This is a genomic window from Clostridium sp. CS001 (assembly GCF_020443565.1).
Lineage (GTDB): Bacteria > Bacillota > Clostridia > Clostridiales > Clostridiaceae > Clostridium_AD.
The window spans coordinates 1-18,829 of record NZ_JAIZZN010000020.1 but is presented as its reverse complement, the minus strand read 5'-3'; the positions used below and the strand labels follow the sequence as shown (position 1 = coordinate 18,829).

At 31.6% G+C, this 18,829-nt stretch carries 14 protein-coding genes and 1 riboswitch; of the genes, 13 read left to right on the top strand and 1 reads right to left on the bottom strand.

Annotated elements, in window-relative coordinates:
• The first annotated feature begins 3 nt into the window (after positions 1-3).
• The 6 genes from hemC to cbiT all read left to right on the top strand — a co-directional run bounded on the left by hemC (position 4) and on the right by cbiT (position 6,741).
• Positions 4-879, top strand: a complete 876-nt coding sequence (gene hemC, locus LGK97_RS13145) for a hydroxymethylbilane synthase (RefSeq protein ID WP_226260227.1) — start codon at positions 4-6, stop codon at positions 877-879.
• 93 nt (positions 880-972) lie between these two features.
• Positions 973-2,430 carry a uroporphyrinogen-III C-methyltransferase gene (gene cobA, locus LGK97_RS13140; RefSeq protein WP_226260226.1) on the top strand — a complete coding sequence of 486 codons (1,458 nt, stop codon included), beginning with the start codon at positions 973-975 and terminating at the stop codon, positions 2,428-2,430.
• Positions 2,431-2,549: 119 nt separating this feature from the next.
• A complete protein-coding gene (gene hemB / locus LGK97_RS13135) occupies positions 2,550-3,515 on the top strand; it encodes a porphobilinogen synthase (protein ID WP_226260225.1) in 966 nt (321 codons plus the stop codon).
• A gap of 36 nt (positions 3,516-3,551) precedes the next feature.
• The gene (gene hemL / locus LGK97_RS13130; RefSeq protein ID WP_226260224.1) at positions 3,552-4,832 is read left to right on the top strand and encodes a glutamate-1-semialdehyde 2,1-aminomutase; all 1,281 of its coding nucleotides are present in this window, start codon (positions 3,552-3,554) and stop codon (positions 4,830-4,832) included.
• Positions 4,833-4,974: 142 nt separating this feature from the next.
• On the top strand, positions 4,975-5,889 hold the full coding sequence (locus tag LGK97_RS13125; protein WP_226260223.1) for a transposase: 915 nt from the start codon (positions 4,975-4,977) through the stop codon (positions 5,887-5,889).
• Between the two features lie 270 nt (positions 5,890-6,159).
• Positions 6,160-6,741: a precorrin-6Y C5,15-methyltransferase (decarboxylating) subunit CbiT gene (cbiT, locus tag LGK97_RS13120; protein ID WP_226260222.1), complete on the top strand. Its 582-nt coding sequence runs from the start codon at positions 6,160-6,162 to the stop codon at positions 6,739-6,741.
• 13 nt (positions 6,742-6,754) lie between these two features.
• On the opposite strand, the gene asd is transcribed toward cbiT, so the two are convergent.
• Positions 6,755-7,831, bottom strand: a complete 1,077-nt coding sequence (gene asd / locus LGK97_RS13115) for an aspartate-semialdehyde dehydrogenase (protein WP_226260221.1) — start codon at positions 7,829-7,831, stop codon at positions 6,755-6,757.
• 315 nt (positions 7,832-8,146) lie between these two features.
• On the opposite strand from asd, the gene speD reads away from it, so the two are divergent.
• The 7 genes from speD (at position 8,147) to LGK97_RS13080 (ending at position 18,613) form a co-directional block, all read left to right on the top strand.
• Positions 8,147-8,965: an adenosylmethionine decarboxylase gene (gene speD / locus LGK97_RS13110; protein ID WP_226260220.1), complete on the top strand. Its 819-nt coding sequence runs from the start codon at positions 8,147-8,149 to the stop codon at positions 8,963-8,965.
• A 391-nt stretch (positions 8,966-9,356) separates the two neighbouring features.
• Entirely contained in the window at positions 9,357-11,258 is a 1,902-nt protein-coding gene (glgB, locus tag LGK97_RS13105) for a 1,4-alpha-glucan branching protein GlgB (RefSeq protein WP_226260219.1), read from the top strand.
• A gap of 56 nt (positions 11,259-11,314) precedes the next feature.
• On the top strand, positions 11,315-12,469 hold the full coding sequence (locus tag LGK97_RS13100) for a glucose-1-phosphate adenylyltransferase (protein WP_226260218.1): 1,155 nt from the start codon (positions 11,315-11,317) through the stop codon (positions 12,467-12,469).
• 17 nt (positions 12,470-12,486) lie between these two features.
• Positions 12,487-13,605, top strand: a complete 1,119-nt coding sequence (gene glgD, locus LGK97_RS13095) for a glucose-1-phosphate adenylyltransferase subunit GlgD (RefSeq protein WP_226260217.1) — start codon at positions 12,487-12,489, stop codon at positions 13,603-13,605.
• Between the two features lie 47 nt (positions 13,606-13,652).
• Positions 13,653-15,080 carry a glycogen synthase GlgA gene (gene glgA / locus LGK97_RS13090; RefSeq protein WP_226260216.1) on the top strand — a complete coding sequence of 476 codons (1,428 nt, stop codon included), beginning with the start codon at positions 13,653-13,655 and terminating at the stop codon, positions 15,078-15,080.
• 28 nt (positions 15,081-15,108) lie between these two features.
• On the top strand, positions 15,109-17,541 hold the full coding sequence (locus LGK97_RS13085; protein WP_226260215.1) for a glycogen/starch/alpha-glucan phosphorylase: 2,433 nt from the start codon (positions 15,109-15,111) through the stop codon (positions 17,539-17,541).
• 125 nt (positions 17,542-17,666) lie between these two features.
• A riboswitch (purine riboswitch) is annotated at positions 17,667-17,768 on the top strand.
• A gap of 263 nt (positions 17,769-18,031) precedes the next feature.
• Positions 18,032-18,613, top strand: a complete 582-nt coding sequence (locus LGK97_RS13080) for a xanthine phosphoribosyltransferase (RefSeq protein ID WP_226260214.1) — start codon at positions 18,032-18,034, stop codon at positions 18,611-18,613.
• Positions 18,614-18,829 lie beyond the last annotated feature (216 nt).

Sequence of the window (18,829 nt, the reverse complement as noted above, 5' to 3'; positions counted from 1 at the left end):
GATTTGAAAATTAATATAGGAACTAGGAGAAGTCAGCTTGCCCAAGTACAAGCAAATACTGTTATTGACATGATTAAAGAAAAGCTTAACTTTGATGGTGAAAAGGTACTTATTGAAACTAAGGGAGATAAGATATTAGATGTTACATTAGATAAAATAGGAGGTAAGGGACTTTTTGTAAAGGAAATTGAGATTGCAATGCTAGAGCAAAGAGCTGATATTGCAGTGCATAGCATGAAAGATGTACCATATGATATACCAGAGGAGTTTGAAATAGTGGCAATTCCAGTTAGAGAAGATGTTAGGGATGCTTTTATTGCCTTTAATAACATTAGCTTCTACGACTTACCTAAGGGTGCAAGAATAGGTACTAGTAGTATAAGACGTGGTGCGCAGGTTAAGATACTAAGACCAGATGTAGAAATTGTACCTATAAGAGGGAATGTACAGACTAGGATAATGAAAATAGAAACGGAAAATCTAGATGGTATAATATTAGCAGCAGCAGGACTAAAAAGGCTAGATATGGAGAATATAATTACTAATTATTTTGAACCAACTGATATGGTACCAGCAGTAGCGCAAGGTGCATTAGGTATTGAGATGGTTAAAAATCATCCACAAATAGATATGATTAAAAAGTTAGATTGTAATGAGGCTAGAATTTGCGTAGATGCAGAAAGAAGCTTCATGGCAACGCTTCATGGAGATTGTCATTCTTGCATAGGGGCATATGCGTATCTTGAAGGCGAAACTATGCATATGCTTGGAATATATGAAGTCCAAGGAGAAATTATTAAAAAGCAACTTTCAGGACAAAAGAATAATTATATAGAACTCGGCATTGCTTTAGCTAAAAAGATTTTAGAAAATAATTAAATAAAAGATAAGTTGCGATTAATAAATATGTTAGCATCTTTGACTTGTTATTTATTTGAAGGTGTCTAGCTGAAAGATAGAGGGGAGAAACCAATGGGAAAGGTATATTTAATGGGAGTGGGCCCGGGAGATGAGGAACTAATAACCTTAAAGGCTATTAGAATGTTAGAGAAGTGTACTGCAGTTATGTATGATAGGTTAGCAAGTACAAGCGTACTTAAATATTTAAGCGAAGATTGTGAAATATACTATTGTGGAAAAGAGCCAGGATGTCACTACAAAACTCAAGAAGAAATAAATGACATGCTAGTAGATTTAGCTAAAAAGGGTCATGTTGTTGGAAGAGTAAAGGGTGGAGACCCCTTTGTATTTGGGCGTGGTGGAGAGGAAGCTTTAGCACTTATAGAGGAAAATATTGAATTTGAAGTTATACCTGGAATAACCTCACCGATAGCTGTGCTAAATTATGCTGGGATACCTATCACACACAGAGGTATAGCGCAAAGCTTTCACATATTCACTGCCATGACCGCAGAAAAGCTTAATATTGACTGGGATGCAGTGGCAAGGCTAGAAGGAACCTTGGTTTTCATGATGGGATTTAAAAACCTAGAAAAGATTACAGAAAGTCTTATATCTAATGGAAAAAGTAAAAATACCCCCTGTGCAGTAATAATGAGGGGAACTACCTCAAAACAAAAGAAGGTAGTAGGGAATTTAGAAGATATTTTGGTCAAAGTACAAAGGTCAGAAATATCATCCCCTTGCATTATTGTAGTTGGGGAAGTGATTAAATTTAACGAACAGTTCAATTGGTATGAGAAAAAACCTTTATTCGGAAAGAATATTTGTATAACACGTTCAAAGGCTCAATCAAAGGAACTTAGAGAAAGTTTATTAGACCTGGGAGCAGAAGTGCTTGAGATAAATTCCATTGAATTTACGAATACCTGCTGTAACTTAGATGCTTACAAGACAAAGTTTACTGAATATGATTTTGTAGCTTTAACAAGTGTAAATGGAGTAAATATATTTTTTAATTATCTAAAGGACATGGAATTTGATATTAGAAAATTGAAAGCCAAAATTGCAGCCATAGGCCCAGCTACTGCAGAGGCTATAAGAGATAGAGGAATTGTACCTGAAATAGTTGCAAAACATTTTGTTGCTGAAAGTTTATTTGAGGAAATGAAGACTCATGTAAAAGCAGGGGATAAAATTTTAGTACCAAGGTCTAAAGATGCAAGACCTTATTTGGTGGAGCAATTAAGAGAAATTAAATGTAATGTGGATGAGGTTTTTACCTATGAAACACTATGTGGCAAATCAAGGTATGAAGACGAAATAAAGGATGTAGATGCTATAGTCTTTACTTCACCTTCTATAGTAAAAAATATGATTACCATGGTAGGTATTGAAACTATAAAATCAAAAACAGCATTAGCAATAGGCTCTATTACTGCAAAGGCACTTTCAGAGCAAGGTGTAGAAGCTATTATGTGCGACGAATACAGTAGTGAAGGTATTCTGCGCAAACTTATGGAGATATAAGATTATAGCGAGTTGTTAATATTGTAGCATGGCAGATGATGATTTAATAACACTTAGAGGACTATTTAATAACAACTTGTGGATAAAATCATAATTTATTTAATTAGGAGTGGATAACTATGTTTAAAAGAAATAGAAGATTAAGAGAAACAAGAAATATAAGAGATTTAGTGAGAGAAACAGTATTAACTTCAGCGGACTTTATATTCCCTATATTTGTGGTAGAAGGTGAAAATATCAAAGAAGAAATATCTTCTATGCCAGGGAACTATCACTTTTCAATAGATAGACTTCATGAAATTATTAGTGAAGTTGAAGAAGTAGGCGTACGTGGAATAATGCTATTTGGATTGCCGGATCATAAAGATGAAGTTGGCTGTGGAGCTTATGATAATGGTGGTGTCGTTCAAAAGGCAATTAAAAAAGTAAGGGAATTATCAAAGGATTTATTTATAATAACTGATGTATGCATGTGCCAATATACAAGTCATGGTCATTGTGGAGTATTGGAAGGTTCAAAGGTTGATAATGATAAAAGTTTAAAATATATTGCTGAAATAGCACTATCTCATGCACTAGCAGGAGCAGACATGATAGCACCCTCAGATATGATGGATGGGCGTGTATATGCAATAAGAAAGATTTTAGATGAAAATAACTTTAAACATATATCTATAATGGCTTATAGTGCAAAATATTCTTCAGCATTTTATGGCCCATTTAGAGAAGCAGCAGATTCTGCGCCACAATTTGGTGATAGAAAAACTTATCAAATGGACCCGGCAAATATTAGAGAAGCAATGAGAGAAATAGAGTGCGATATTGAAGAGGGAGCAGACATCATAATGGTAAAACCAGCACTATCATATTTAGATGTAGTAAGATGGGCCAGAGATAGACATGATGTGCCTGTAGCAGCCTATAGTGTTAGTGGAGAGTTTGCTATGGTAAAATCAGCTGCAAAGCTTGGCTTAATTGATGAAAGAGCTGTAGCTATGGAGATGCATGTTTCAATGAAAAGAGCAGGAGCAGATATGATAATTACTTATTATGCACTTGATTTATGTAGGTGGATAAGAGGGTAGGCTTCAAAAATAATATTAAGAAGAGAGGAAATTACTGTGAGAAATTTAAATATTTTTAATGAATCAAAACAATATATGCCTGGTGGAGTTAATAGCCCGGTTAGAGCTTTTAAAGATGTAACTGTAACTCCTCCAATTATTAAAAAGGGTAAAGGGGCTTACATATATGATGAAGAGGGAAATGAATATGTAGATTTCGTATGTGCTTGGGGACCCATGATACTTGGCCATAGTGATGAAGATGTAGTAAGAGCTATACAAAACACATGTGCAGATTCAATTGCCTTTGGTGCACCTACAGAATTAGAGTTAAAAGTAGCCAAGCATATTTGCACTACATTAGATAATGTAGATATGGTTAGAATGGTTAACTCGGGTACGGAAGCTACAATGAGTGCAGTTAAGCTTGCAAGAGGGTACACAGGAAAAAGTAAAATAATAAAATTTGCAGGCTGTTACCATGGACATTTCGAAGGGTTTCTTGTAGAGGCTGGTTCAGGAGTTATGACAGAGGGTATAGCTGGCTCGGCAGGAGTTCCAAAAGAAAGCATTATGAACACATTAATAGCAAATTACAATGATATAGACAGTGTGAAAATATTATTTGAGAAATATGGTGAAGATATAGCCGGTATAATCATTGAGCCAGTAGCTGGTAATATGGGAGTTATACCTGCTGAAAAAGAGTTTCTATTGGAACTTAGAAATTTATGTGATAAATATAAAAGTTTACTTATCTTTGATGAAGTAATGAGCGGCTTTAGAGTAGCATATAAAGGGGCGCAAAGTCTTTATGGAGTATCTCCTGATCTAATAACTTATGCTAAGATAATGGGCGGAGGACTTCCTTGTGGTGCTTATGGCGGGAAAAGAGAAATTATGGAGTTGTTAGCACCTATGGGACCAGTTTATCAAGCAGGAACAATGTCTGGAAACCCTGTAGTAATGGCAGCAGGTTATGAAACATTAACTAAGCTTTATAATAACCCTGGATTGTATGAACACATGGATAAGCTGGGAGATAAGCTTCAAAAGGGCTTACTAGAGATTGCAAAAGAAAAAGGAATACCTATGGTAGTTAATAGATGCGGTTCAATGCTTACAGCTTTCTTTACACAAACGAAGCAAGTTAAGACATATGAAGATGCCAAAACCTGTGATACGTTGCTATTTGCAAGATATTTTGAACATATGATCAGAAATGGAATAAATATTGCTCCTTCTCAATTTGAGGCAATATTCTTATGTGTTAAACATACAGAAGAGGATATTGAAAAGTTTTTGAAGGCATTTGCAAACTTTGACAGTAACCTATAGATAGTTAGGGACGGTTAACAACTTTTAAAAAAACTAAAGTTTTAAAAGTTGTTAACCGTCCCCTAATATTTTTAAAACTTGAATATTAACTCAATGCATAGGCAAGAATTCGAAGAAAAGTCTATGAAGAGAGGTAGTTTTTATGGCAAGAAAGGCAAGACAAAAGACAATAGAATCTATATTTCATATTATGTCTAAATGTATAAGCGAGGTTAAGTTATTCAAGGATGATGAGGATAAAGAAAAATATTTATTAATTATAAAGAAATATAAGACAATTTATAAAGTTAAAATTTATGGATACTGTCTTATGAATAACCATATACACTTATTGATTGATGCAAATGGAGCAGATATATCAAAAGTTATGCATGGAATAAACCTTTCTTATGCAATATATTATAATAAGAAGTATATGCGTGAGGGGCATCTTTTTAAAGATAGATTTATGAGCAAAATAGTGGATAATGAAAAATATTTGAAGACTGTATCGTTGTATATACATAATAATCCTATATCTATTGCAGAATTTAAAGAATGTCCAGAAAAATATGCCTTTTCTAGTTTAGGAATATATATAGGAAAGGCACGAGATTATTTAAACATAGTTGATTATGATTTCATTATGAGTTTTTTCGGAAAAAACCTGAAAGCTGCCAGAAAGAAATATTATAATAAAGTTTTTAAGTGTAATGAAGAAAAATTAAAAGAAGAAATGGAATTTAAAGATGAAGAAACAGATTATAGAAGTCAAAGGAAAATAATTATAAGGGAATCTAAACCAGAGGATATAATAAAATTTGTATCTTCAAAGATGAATATACCAAAGGTTATGATTCATATGAAGTATAGTAGAAATATTGTACATGTAAAGGCACTTATAGTGGTTATGATGAGAAGTCTGTGCAACTTTAAATCTAGTGATATATGTAATATACTTGGAAACATCACTCAGTCTAGAGTATCAAAGCTAAGCACAATTGGTATAGAACTAATTGGAGAAGGTAATAAACATACAAATATTATTGAAGACTTTATTAAGTCTAAAATTTGTTGAGTTATTGTTAATTTTAAAAAAGAAATCAATAACATTGTTGATTTGTTTCAAAAATTAATTAAAAAACTTTCTGATACAATATTCCTATATAATAATACTATTGAAATTGGACAAGCATTTTTTAAAATTAATAGATTTATTCTAGATAAATAAAAGGGCTTAATTTATGTGATTTAAATTAAAGATTATATATAAAAGTTTGTTAGTACAAGCCTAATTAATTATTTAAAAAGTTGTTAACCGTCCCCACTAATTGGAGGTGTTCAAAATATGAGATTTATTAAAGATCATGAATTTATAAGAGGCAATTGCCCTATGACAAAAGAAGAAGTAAGAATATTAAGTATAGCAAAACTAGAGCTTGAAGAAGAGTATAGAGTTTTAGATATTGGAGCAGGAACTGGGTCAGTAAGTATTCAGATGGCTAAGATATGCGAAAAGGGTGAAGTAATAGCAATAGAAAAAGATGAGGAAGCGTTGGAGATTATAAAACAAAACAAAGAAAAATTTAAAGCTAATAATTTAGAAATAATAAGTGCAGAAGCCATGGAGATAGAATCTGACATAACAGGTGAGTTTGATGCAATATTTGTAGGTGGAAGTGGCGGGAATATAGCTGAAATTATCATAACTTATGGGAGCAAACTTAAAAAAGATAAAAATATCGTTTTAAACTTTATTACTATAAACAATTTGTATAAGGCAATGGAAGCCTTAAAATCCTTGAATTACGAGGTGGAATGTGTACAACTTCAGGTAAGTAAGACAAAAGGTCAAAGTTACATGTTAATGGGTAACAATCCCATATTTATAGTAAGTGGTAAAAAAGGTTCACAACTAAACTACGTTTAGTTGTGAACCGTCCCTAAAGAAATCCTTGCGATACTAAAAGCTCAGCAGTAAGCACAGCACCACCAGCTGCACCACGCAAAGTGTTATGGGATAGGCAGACAAATTTATAGTCAAATAGGTTATCTTCGCGTAGCCTTCCTAGGGATATACCCATACCTTTTTCAATATCTCTATCTAGCTTGGTTTGAGGTCTGTCATTTTCTTCAAAGTAAGTTAAGAATTGCTCCGGAGCGTTTGGCAGCCCAAGAAGTTGTAGCTTTCCTTTAAAATTTGCCCAATTTTCTAAGATAGCTTCTTTTGAAGGTTTAGTTTCAAAGGAAACATATACAGCAGCTAAATGACCATCTGAAACAGGTACACGTATGCACTGAGTTGAGATTATAGGTTCGCAGGCATCAACTATTTTATCATTGGACATCTTACCCCATATTTTCAAGGGTTCGTGTTCACTCTTTTCTTCTTCTCCACCTATATAAGGGATAACATTATCGCTTATTTCTGGCCAGTCTGAAAATATTTTTCCGGAACCAGATATAGCTTGATAAGTGCAGGCTAATATTTTTTTGGGTTTAAATTCCATGAGTGCACTTATAGCAGGAACATAACTTTGAATTGAGCAGTTAGGTTTAACCACAATAAAGCCTCTTTTAGTGCCTAAGCGCTTACGTTGAGCGTGAATTAATTCTAAGTGATCAGGATTAATTTCTGGAATAACCATAGGCACATCAGGAGTGCTACGATGTGCAGAATTGTTTGAAACTACAGGAGTTTCAGCTTTTGCATATCGCTCTTCAATTTCACGAGTTTCCTTTGCGGGCATATTAACTGCGCAAAATACAAAGTCAACCATACTGCTAATTTCATCAACTTCATCTATATTTTTTATTATCATATCTTTAACGCTATTTGGCATAGGTAAGTTTAATTTCCATCTTTTACTAACTGCTTCATAATAGGTTTTACCTACAGAGTTCTCACTAGCAGCAATAACAACTATCTCAAAATAAGGGTGATTGCTAAGTAAAGTAATAAGACGCTGACCAACAAAACCGGTTCCACCAAGTAGTCCAACTTTTAACTTTTTATCCATTGCATTAATCCCTCCGATTCCAATGATTCGAATAATTCAAGTAATTTTATTGATATACATATTTATGAATATATAAATGATATACTTATATATATATTCATAGAGTGTTATAAAGTTAATAGTTTTAATAAATATAAAACTTATAAAAAGTGTAATATCACAAGTAATTATAATGCTAAAAACTATATACTTCAAGTGAATAATTATATAAAATGATTATATAAATGATTGTATATAAAAAAATTATATCTTGACATTGAAGCTATAAGTTATATAATTTTTTTAGAAGAAGTCTAAGAGAAATGGGGAATGAAGTTGGCTAAGAATGATAAAAATAAGATAAAACTATATGGATTCAATAACTTAACAAAATCATTAAGTTTTAATATTTATGATATTTGTTATACAAAAACAGAAGAAGATCGAAAGAAATATATAGAGTATATCGATGAACAATATAATGCTGAGAGGCTAACAAAAATTCTTACTGATGTTACAGAAATAATAGGTGCTTGTGTACTAAACGTTGCAAAGCAGGATTACGACCCTCAAGGAGCAAGTGTAACCTTACTTATTTCAGAAGAAGAAATTCCATTATACGTTGTGGATCCTTCTTGCAATAGAGGGATTTTGACTCCTATTCGTGAAAATATTGTGGGGCATTTAGATAAAAGCCATGTAACAGTGCACACTTATCCTGAAAGTCATCCTCAAAATAATATAAGTACTTTTAGAGTAGATATAGATGTAGCAACCTGTGGAACTATCTCTCCATTAAAAGCTCTAAACTACTTAATAGATAGTTTTGATTCAGACATCATTACTATTGATTATAGGGTTAGAGGTTTTACTAGAGATATAGACGGCGAAAAGCATTTTATAGATCATGAAATTAGCTCTATACAAAACTATATCGCTAAAGAAACCATAAATAGGTACAACTTAATTGATATGAATATATATCAATCCAATATATTTCATACAAAAATGAAATTGAATAGTTTTGAACTGGACAACTATTTATTTGAAATTAAAGAAGAAGATTTAAATGAAGAGGAAAAATGTGACATTATACGAAAATTAGATAAAGAAATGGTAGAGATATTTTATGGTATGGATATTTCAAATGCTTAATTACTTAAAATATAACTTAAAAACTTATATTTATCATTAAAATGTATTGGTAAGTATTAATAAATATGAATTCAAAAGGGATAACAATAATACATTGTTATCCCTTTTGAATTTTGAATTTTGAATTTTGAATTTTGAATAAGCTACATAAGTTAGGTTTTTAAAGACAGTACTTTCAAACAATAACTATTTTCGCGTATTTTTGTCCTTATAGCACTTTTGTGGTATAATCACAAGCAAGATATTATAATATTCTGGCAAATGAAATACACGTAGAAGTATGGGTCATCTTTAGCAAAATCAGTAGCTAGAGTATTAATTTTTTATATGTATATGTTATAAATTGTAGTTAATGGCTTATATCTTGCATATATTTAAAGCGGAGGTATTTATGAATAATGTGGAAGCTTTAATTTTTAATAATCATAATTTCAATAGATACAAATTTATGGGTTGCAAACTATCAAGACAAAATGGCGAAAAAGGTGCTGAGTTTTCGGTATGGGCACCAAATGCTAAAGAGGTGAAGGTAGTTGGTGATTTTAATTCTTGGAATGGTCATAACCATTTAATGAAAAATATAAAAAATTCAGGTTTCTGGAATATCTTTATACCTGATATTAGTGAAGGACAGATATACAAGTATGAAATAATAACAGAGCAGGGGATGTCGATATTAAAGGCTGATCCCTACGCCTATCTTTCACAGCTTAGACCAAATACAGCATCCGTGGTAACAAATTTAGAAGAGTTTTATTGGAACGATGAGTCTTGGATAAGAAATAGAGCAGAAAATCCACCTTATGATTTACCCCTAAATATATATGAAGTTCACTTGGGTTCATGGGTAAGGGATGAAAATAATAAATTTTATTCTTATAGGGAAATTGCAGATAAACTCCTTCATTATGTACTTTACATGGGGTATACACACATAGAGATACTACCTCTTACGGAGCATCCTCTAGATGCTTCATGGGGATATCAAGCCACTGGATATTTTTCTGCAACTAGTCGCTATGGAAATCCCAAAGACTTTATGTATCTTGTAGATAAGTTCCATGAAAATAATATTGGGGTAATCTTAGATTGGGTACCAGGACACTTTTGTAAAGATAATCATGGTCTCTATAATTTTGATGGAACACACTTGTATGAATATGAAAATCCTTTAATGGGTGAAAATTATGATTGGGGCACTGCTAACTTTGATTTAGGGAAAAATGAGGTTCAAAATTTCCTGATTTCAAATGCAAGGTTCTGGTTTGATGTATATCATATTGACGGATTAAGAGTTGATGCTGTTTCTAACATGCTATATTTGGATTATGGAAAAAGGAGTAGTGAAGCTCTTAGAAATGCTAAAGGTACAAATGAAAACCTGGAGGCCATATCATTTATAAAAAAGTTAAATGAAGTTATATTTAAAGATTATCCTAATGTATTAATAATTGCAGAGGAATCTACGGCCTGGAGTAAAGTAACAGCGCCTACTGATGTAGGGGGGCTTGGGTTTAACTACAAGTGGAACATGGGATGGATGAATGACATGCTAAAATATATGCAACTCAGCAGAGAAGAAAAAAAGACTCAACATAAATTAATTACATTTTCATTAATGTACGCTTTTTCTGAAAATTTTATTTTACCACTTTCACATGACGAAGTAGTTCATGGAAAAAAGTCTCTATTAAACAAGATGTTTGGAGAATATGAGGATAAATTTGCAAGCCTAAGATTATTTTATGGATATATGATGGCGCATCCAGGCAAAAAACTGTTATTTATGGGTGGTGAGTTTGGTCAATTTATTGAATGGAATAATGATAATCAGTTAGATTGGCTTCTTTTAGAGTACCCTATGCATAAAAATCTTCAACAGTATACTAAAGCCTTAAATGAATTCTATAAAAATCAGAAAGCACTATGGCAACTAGATCATACTAGTGAAGGGTTTGAATGGATTGAACATGGGAATTTTAATCAAAGCGTGATTTCGTTTATACGAAAAGGCAAAGCTGATAGTGACTTTTTAATTATAGTATGTAACTTTACAAAGGTTAATTATGAAAGTTATAAAGTTGGTGTTCCAATGTTTGTAGGTTATACAGAGGTATTTAATAGTTATAATGAAAGCAATAAGTATGATAAAACTAATATTAAACCTATATTAAAAAAATGGAATGATAAACCTTATTGTATAGATATTAAGCTTGCGCCATTATCTATAGTTTTCATAAAGCCTGATGAGAATATAAAACAAGTTAAAAATAACTACAAAGCCAGTGTGTAACTTTATTTTACATCATATCACGAGTAATATTGCAGATTGGAAAGGAGGAAGGTAGCATGATAAAAAAGGAAGTAATAGCTATGATCCTTGCAGGGGGTCAAGGGTCAAGACTAAAACAATTAACAAAGATGATAGCAAAACCTGCAGTTCCTTTTGGAGGAAAGTATAGAATTATAGACTTTTCTTTAAGTAATTGTTCTAATTCTAATATAGACACTGTGGGGGTTCTTACTCAATATCAACCATTGGTTTTAAACTCACATATAGGAATAGGTGCACCATGGGATTTAGACAGAAGAAATGGAGGAGTTAGTTTGCTTCCACCTTATCAAAGTGAGGATGGTGGTAATTGGTACAAGGGTACAGCAGATGCTATATACCAAAATACAAATTACATTGATAGCTTTGACCCAGAATATGTGCTTATCTTATCAGGAGACCATATTTATAAAATGGATTATTCGGAAATGTTAACGTATCACAAAGAAAAAGCTGCGGATGTTACTATTGCAGTACTAGAAGTATCCCTAGAGGAAGCTAGTAGATTCGGAATAATGAATACCAGGGAAGATGATAGTATATATGAATTTGAGGAAAAGCCAGAGAATCCTAAAAGCAATTTAGCATCTATGGGAGTTTATATTTTTAATTGGGGGACTCTTAAACAGCTACTAAAAGCGGATAGCCTTGATAAAACCTCTAGTAATGATTTTGGTAAAAACATAATACCTAAAATGTTAAATAATAAGCAAAAATTATATGCATATCCCTTCAAAGGATATTGGAGAGATGTTGGTACTATTGAAAGCTTTTGGGAAGCGAATATGGACTTGCTATCTGATGATAATGAATTAAATATACATGATGGCAAGTGGAAAATATATTCAGTAAATGCCATGTTGCCACCACAATATATAGGGCCTGAGGCAAAGATTAATAATGCAATGTTAAATGAAGGTTGTACTGTTTTTGGAGAAGTAAGCAATTCCGTGCTTTTCCAAGGAGTACATGTTGGTAAAAATACAAAAATAACAAATTCAGTAGTTCTAGCTAATACCAAAATAGGAAATAATGTAGTTATAGATAAAGCTATCATAGGAAGCAATGCTACCATAAGACGAAATGCGTGTATTGGTAATGGTCGAGATATTATTGTTATAGAAGAAGGTAAGGAAATTAAAGCTGATTCAAATATATCAACTAAATTATAAATTTGTGAGGTGATAGTATGCTTAAAAATTATATAGGAATATTAATGTTGAATGAGAAAGAAGATGGTATTAAAAGTCTTACGAAATCAAGACCTATAGCATCCATACCTATAGGTGGGAGATATAGAATCATTGATTTTGTACTTTCAAATATGATTAATTCTGGCATTTATAATATAGGAGTATTCACTAGCACAAAATCTAGATCCTTAGTGGATCACTTAGGTTCAGGTAAACCCTGGGATTTAGATAGGAAAACAAATGGTTTATTTTTATTTAACTTTGCTTCAGAAAGAGCTCAATTAAGAGATATAGATGTGCTTAGCAATAATATGGAGTATATTCATAGAACAAAGCAGGATTATGTAATAATATCTTCTTCATATATGATATGCAACATTAATTACAATGAAGCTGCTAAATATCATGAAACATCAGGTGCTGATATAACTTTATTGTACAAGAAAACAAATAATGCAAAAAAACATTATATAAATTGTAGCACTTTAAACATTAATGAAGAAAATAAAGTTTTGAGCATTGGCAAAAACGTAGGAACATATGACAAACTAAATATATCAATGGAAATGTTTATAATGAAAAAAAGCACTCTTATAAAAATTATAAATAAAAGCATTCAGACCGGATATCATAATTCTATAAAAGAAGCAATTTATAACAGTTCTTCCGAGTTAAATGTAAATGCATATGAATTTAAGGGTTACCTCCAATGTGTAGACTCTGTGAAAAGTTATTATAAAACTAGTATGGATATGCTAAATGCTAAAATAACCAAGGAGTTATTTTTTAACAATGGGTTAGTCTATACAAAGAGTAAAGATGAAGCACCAACTAAATACTTTAATGGGGCAAAAGTTAATAATGCTTTGATTTCAAATGGATGTATTTTAAAGGGAAGCATAGAAAATAGTATAATTTCTAGAAGGGTAATTGTGCAAGAGGGTGCAGAGGTTAAAAATTGTATAATATTTGAGAATTGTGAAATTAAAAAAGGTTGTAAGCTTACCAATGTTATAATTGACAAAAATACTATTGTAAAAGAAAATACAGTTCTAAAAGGGGATGAGGAGTTCCCGGTTGTAGTAGAGAAAAAGAATCGATCAGAACGATATTAAAATCAATAAAAGAGTAATTTATAATATAGAGAGGAAGGAGTGTTATTATGAAAGTATTATTTGTTGCTTCTGAAGCATACCCTTTTATAAAAACAGGAGGGCTTGGAGATGTTGCATATGCACTACCTAAAGCTTTAAGAAAGCTAGGCATAGATGCAAGAGTAATTATGCCAAAGTACAGTGGAATCCCATCCTCTTTTAAAAGTTGTATGGAAGATATAGCGGAGTTCAACGTTACTGTTGGATGGAGAAATCAATATTGTGGATTGCAATATTTAACTTATGATGACCTACCATATTATTTTGTAGATAATGAATACTATTATAATAGGACTGAAATATATGGATGTTACGATGATGGAGAGAGGTTTTCTTATTTTTCAAAAGCAGTACTTGAATCAATAAAGCATATGGGGGATTTCGTACCAGATATAATTCATTGTAACGATTGGCACTCAGCAGTTGTACCAGTTTTACTCAAAGAACACTATAGTGAAGATGAGAAATACAGCAATATAAAAAGTATATTCACTATACATAATTTAAAATATCAAGGGGTATTTTCGAAAGAAATACTTGGAGAGTTATTAAATTTAAATGAAAAGTACTTTAATGATGAGGAACTTAAATTTTATAATGATGTGTCCTTTATGAAGGGGGGAATTGTTTTTGCAGATGCAGTGACTACGGTTAGCAATAGCTATGCAAAAGAAATACAAACTCCTTTTTATGGAGAAGGTTTAGATGGGTTGCTACGCTTAAAATCTGAAACTTTACATGGAATTGTAAATGGTATAGATTATGAATTATACAATCCTAAAGTAGATAAAAAGATATTTTATAATTATGATGTGAACAATAGAGATCAAAAGGTAAAAAATAAATTAAAGCTTCAGCAAACACTAAATTTGGCAGTAAATGAAACCATACCAATGATAGGCATTGTAACTAGATTAGTGAAACAAAAGGGGTTAGATTTAATTGTGGATAGACTTCAAGAACTACTAAGTCTTCCTATTCAGATAGTATTGCTTGGTAATGGAGATGGATATTATGAAGATATTTTTCAATATTATAACTCCATTTATCCTAGTCGTATATCAACAAATATTACTTATGATGAGTCTTTAGCACAACAAATATATGCTGCTTCAGATATGTTTTTGATGCCGTCATTGTTTGAACCTTGTGGAATAGGCCAGCTTATAGCCTTAAGATATGGAAGTATACCAATAGTTCACGAAACTGGAGGATTAAAAGACACTATTATACCTTATAATAAATACACTGGTGATGGAAATGGATTTTCCTTTGAAAACTATAGTAGTGAAGAATTATTAGATACCATAAATAGAGCTCTAGACTTATATAATGACAAGATAGCTTGGGATAAGTTAGTTGAAAATGCTATGCTTTTAAATAATAGCTGGGAAAATTCAGCTAAAAACTACATGGATTTATATAATAGCTTATAAAACTAAAGATTACAAGGTGGTGGATAATGTGGTAATAGATAAAGAAATATTTAAACTTGACTATACAGAAAAATTACAAACAATGTTTGCTGAAGATGCAATGGATGCGTCTATGATACATAAATATTTTGCTTTAGGTGCATTAATAAAAGATTACTGCTCCAAACCTTGGATAGAAACTAATAAAGAATATTCTAAAAATAATGTAAAACAAGTTTATTATTTTTCTATGGAATTCTTGGTTGGGAAGTTGTTAAATAGCAATTTAGTTAACTTAGGTATAAAAAGTGTATGTAGTGAAGCACTCCTTGAGCTGGGAATTAGTTTGAAAGACCTAGAGGAAATAGAATTAGATGCGGGCCTTGGTAATGGTGGACTTGGAAGATTAGCAGCATGTTTCTTAGATTCTATGGCGTCTACAAATATACCTGGACATGGTTGTGGTATAAGATATAAGTACGGATTATTCAAACAAAAAATAGAGAATGGGTACCAGGTGGAAGTTCCCGACAATTGGTTAAAAGGTGGAGATGTCTGGGAAATTAGAAAAGAAAACAAGTCAGTGGAAGTAAGGTTTGGCGGAGAAGTCTATTTTTCAGAGGAATATGGTAAGATGAAAGTTGTTCATGAAAATTACTCCTCTGTAAAAGCAGTACCATATGATACTCCTATAAAAGGGTATAAAAACAATATGGTAAACACCTTAAGACTTTGGAGCGCAGAAACAATGGAAGAAGATTTTGATTTTTCATCCTTTAGCAAAGGAGACTATGCACAAGCAGGTGAAGATAAATATTCAGTGGAGGCTATTTCGCAAATATTATATCCCGATGACAGTTATGAAAAAGGGAGACTTCTACGATTAAAACAAGAGTATTTTTTCGTAAGCGCAGGAATACAAAGCATTTTAAGAAGCTATAAAAAAACCCAAAAACCACTAGAAGATTTTCACAAGTATGTCGCTATTCAAATAAATGATACTCATCCAGCAGTTGCTGTAGCCGAGTTAATGAGGATTTTAATTGACGAGGAAGGGTTATCTTGGGACATGGCTTTTATGATTACAACTAATACTATGGCATATACTAATCACACAATTATGGCAGAAGCGCTGGAAAAGTGGCCTGTAGAAATGTTTCAAAAATTACTTCCACGTATTTATATGATTATTGAAGAAATAAACAAGCGTTTTTGCAATGAAGTGTATCATAGATATAATGGTGATTGGAATAAAGTAAATAAAATGTCTATTATTTATGATAGATATATAAGGATGGCTTATCTTGCTATTGTAGGGAGTCATTCTGTTAATGGAGTTGCAAAATTGCACACCGAATTGTTAAAACATCAAGAATTAGCGGATTTTTACGAATTCTTTAAAGACAAATTTAATAATAAAACTAACGGGATAACGCATAGAAGGTGGTTACTCAACTCTAACGAAAAATTAGCAAAGCTTATAACAGAAACAATAGGTGACAAGTGGATAAAGGCTCCAGATGAGCTTGTTAAATTAATGGATTATGCAAAGGATAGTACTTTCCAAGAGAAAACACAAAATATAAAGATAAATAACAAGATAAATTTTTCGAATTATTTGTTGACAAGTTCAGGTATATCAGTTGATCCAAATTCCATATTTGATGTTCATGTAAAAAGAATGCATTCTTATAAAAGGCAACTTTTAAATGTATTTAACATCATGCATTTGTATAATCAACTTCGAGAAAATCCGAATTTAGATATAGTTCCAAGAACTTTTATATTTGGTGCAAAAGCTTCTCCAAGTTATTATATTGCAAAACAAACGATTAAACTTATAAATACTTTGGCCACTAAGATAAACAATGATCCTATAGTTAGAGATAAAATCAAGATAGTATTCCTTCATAACTATGGGGTGTCCCTGGCTGAAAAGATTATTCCTTGTGCAGATGTAAGTCAGCAAATATCTACTGCATCTAAAGAAGCTTCGGGGACAGGTAATATGAAATTTATGATGAATGGTGCTATAACTATAGCAACATTAGATGGAGCTAACGTAGAAATATTTGATGCAGTGGGAAAAGAAAACATTATATTGTTTGGGTTAACGGCGCAAGAAGTGATAGAGCATTACAAGAATAAAGATTATAATGCTTTTGATGTATATAGCAATGATAAAAGATTAAGCACCATAGTAAATCAAATGATAGATGGATTTTTAGAAACTGATAAAATGGAATTTAAGAGTATATATGATAGCTTGCTAGTACAAAATGATGAATATTTCGTACTTAAAGATTTTGATTCATATGTAAAGGCTCAGTGTGAAATTGATATGTTATATAGGCAAAAATCTAAATGGCAGGAAATGTCTATTGTAAACATTGCAAAATCCGGTATGTTTTCTAGTGATAATACAATAAAACAATATGCTAAGGAAATATGGGGAGTTCAAGGGGTTAATATTAAATTATAATTATGCGAAAGATGTTGTGCTAATTAATTATTTAGCACAACATTTTTTAATACGGGTTGATTTAATAAGAAAAATGTTGTACTATATACTTATAGCAAACTAAATACGAACGATGAATGCAAAACAAAACCGAATATTCGCAAACTCATATATGCTTAGAAATATGGACTAAGCGTTTCTACCAAGTAACCGTAAAATACTTGACTATGGGTGGTTATAATAATTATATTGAAATAATTGTAGAATCAATTATTTTTATTGATGATTTTTATTGTATACCTCCTAGTTAAATAGGGGGTGTTTTTTATTTTATATACAATTTAAAAAGTTAATTGAATATTACAAAAATTTTTAAAATATTGTTTGATTTTACACTGAAAGTGTTGTAATATTATTATAACATGCAATTACATTAATTTACATTAGAGTTAAGAATAATGGTGCAATCTCATATATGCGTATGAATATGAAGTAACAAAGGAGAAAGTTTATGAAGGCATTAAAAGATAAAATAATAGCAGAAGGTACAGTAATTCGTGGGGAAATCTTAAAGGTTGATAGTTTTTTGAATCATCAAATTGATATAAAGCTTTTTAATGAAATAGGAAAAGAGTTTAAAGAAAGATTTGCAAATCAAGAGATTACAAGAATATTGACAGTTGAAGCATCTGGTATAGGAATAGCGTGCATTGTTGCACAATACTTTGACAACATTCCAGTAGTTTTTGCGAAAAAACATGAGGCCACTAATTTAGATAGCGATACATATGAGGCAGATGTATTCTCATTTACAAAAAATAAGACTTACAAAGTAAGAACTAGTAAAAAGTACATAAATTCTAAAGATAAAATTTTGATAATCGATGACTTTTTAGCAAATGGAAATGCAGCACTGGGGCTTATTGAAATTGTAAGACAGGCAAAGGCAGAAGTAGTTGGTGTTGGAATTGTTATTGAAAAGGCATTTCAAAATGGAAGAAGCTTTATTGAAAAGGAGGGTGTTAGGGTAGAATCATTGGCCATAATAGAATCTTTAGAGGGCAACGAAGTAGCTTTTCAAACCAGCAGATAAGAACATAATAATTATTATTTATCACATTTTGAGTAGTCACGGAAACTAATATGAAAAACTTGAGTTTCTATAAAGTAATTATAGTGTCCTAGGTTTTATGCTCGAAGAGCAGTTGGGGAGAAAAATAGGCATAGCAAACAAGCCTACATGATGCAGAAATTTTCAGAAGAAATATTCAATTGTTAAAAAGCTACTGTAATAAATTTAAAATACTGA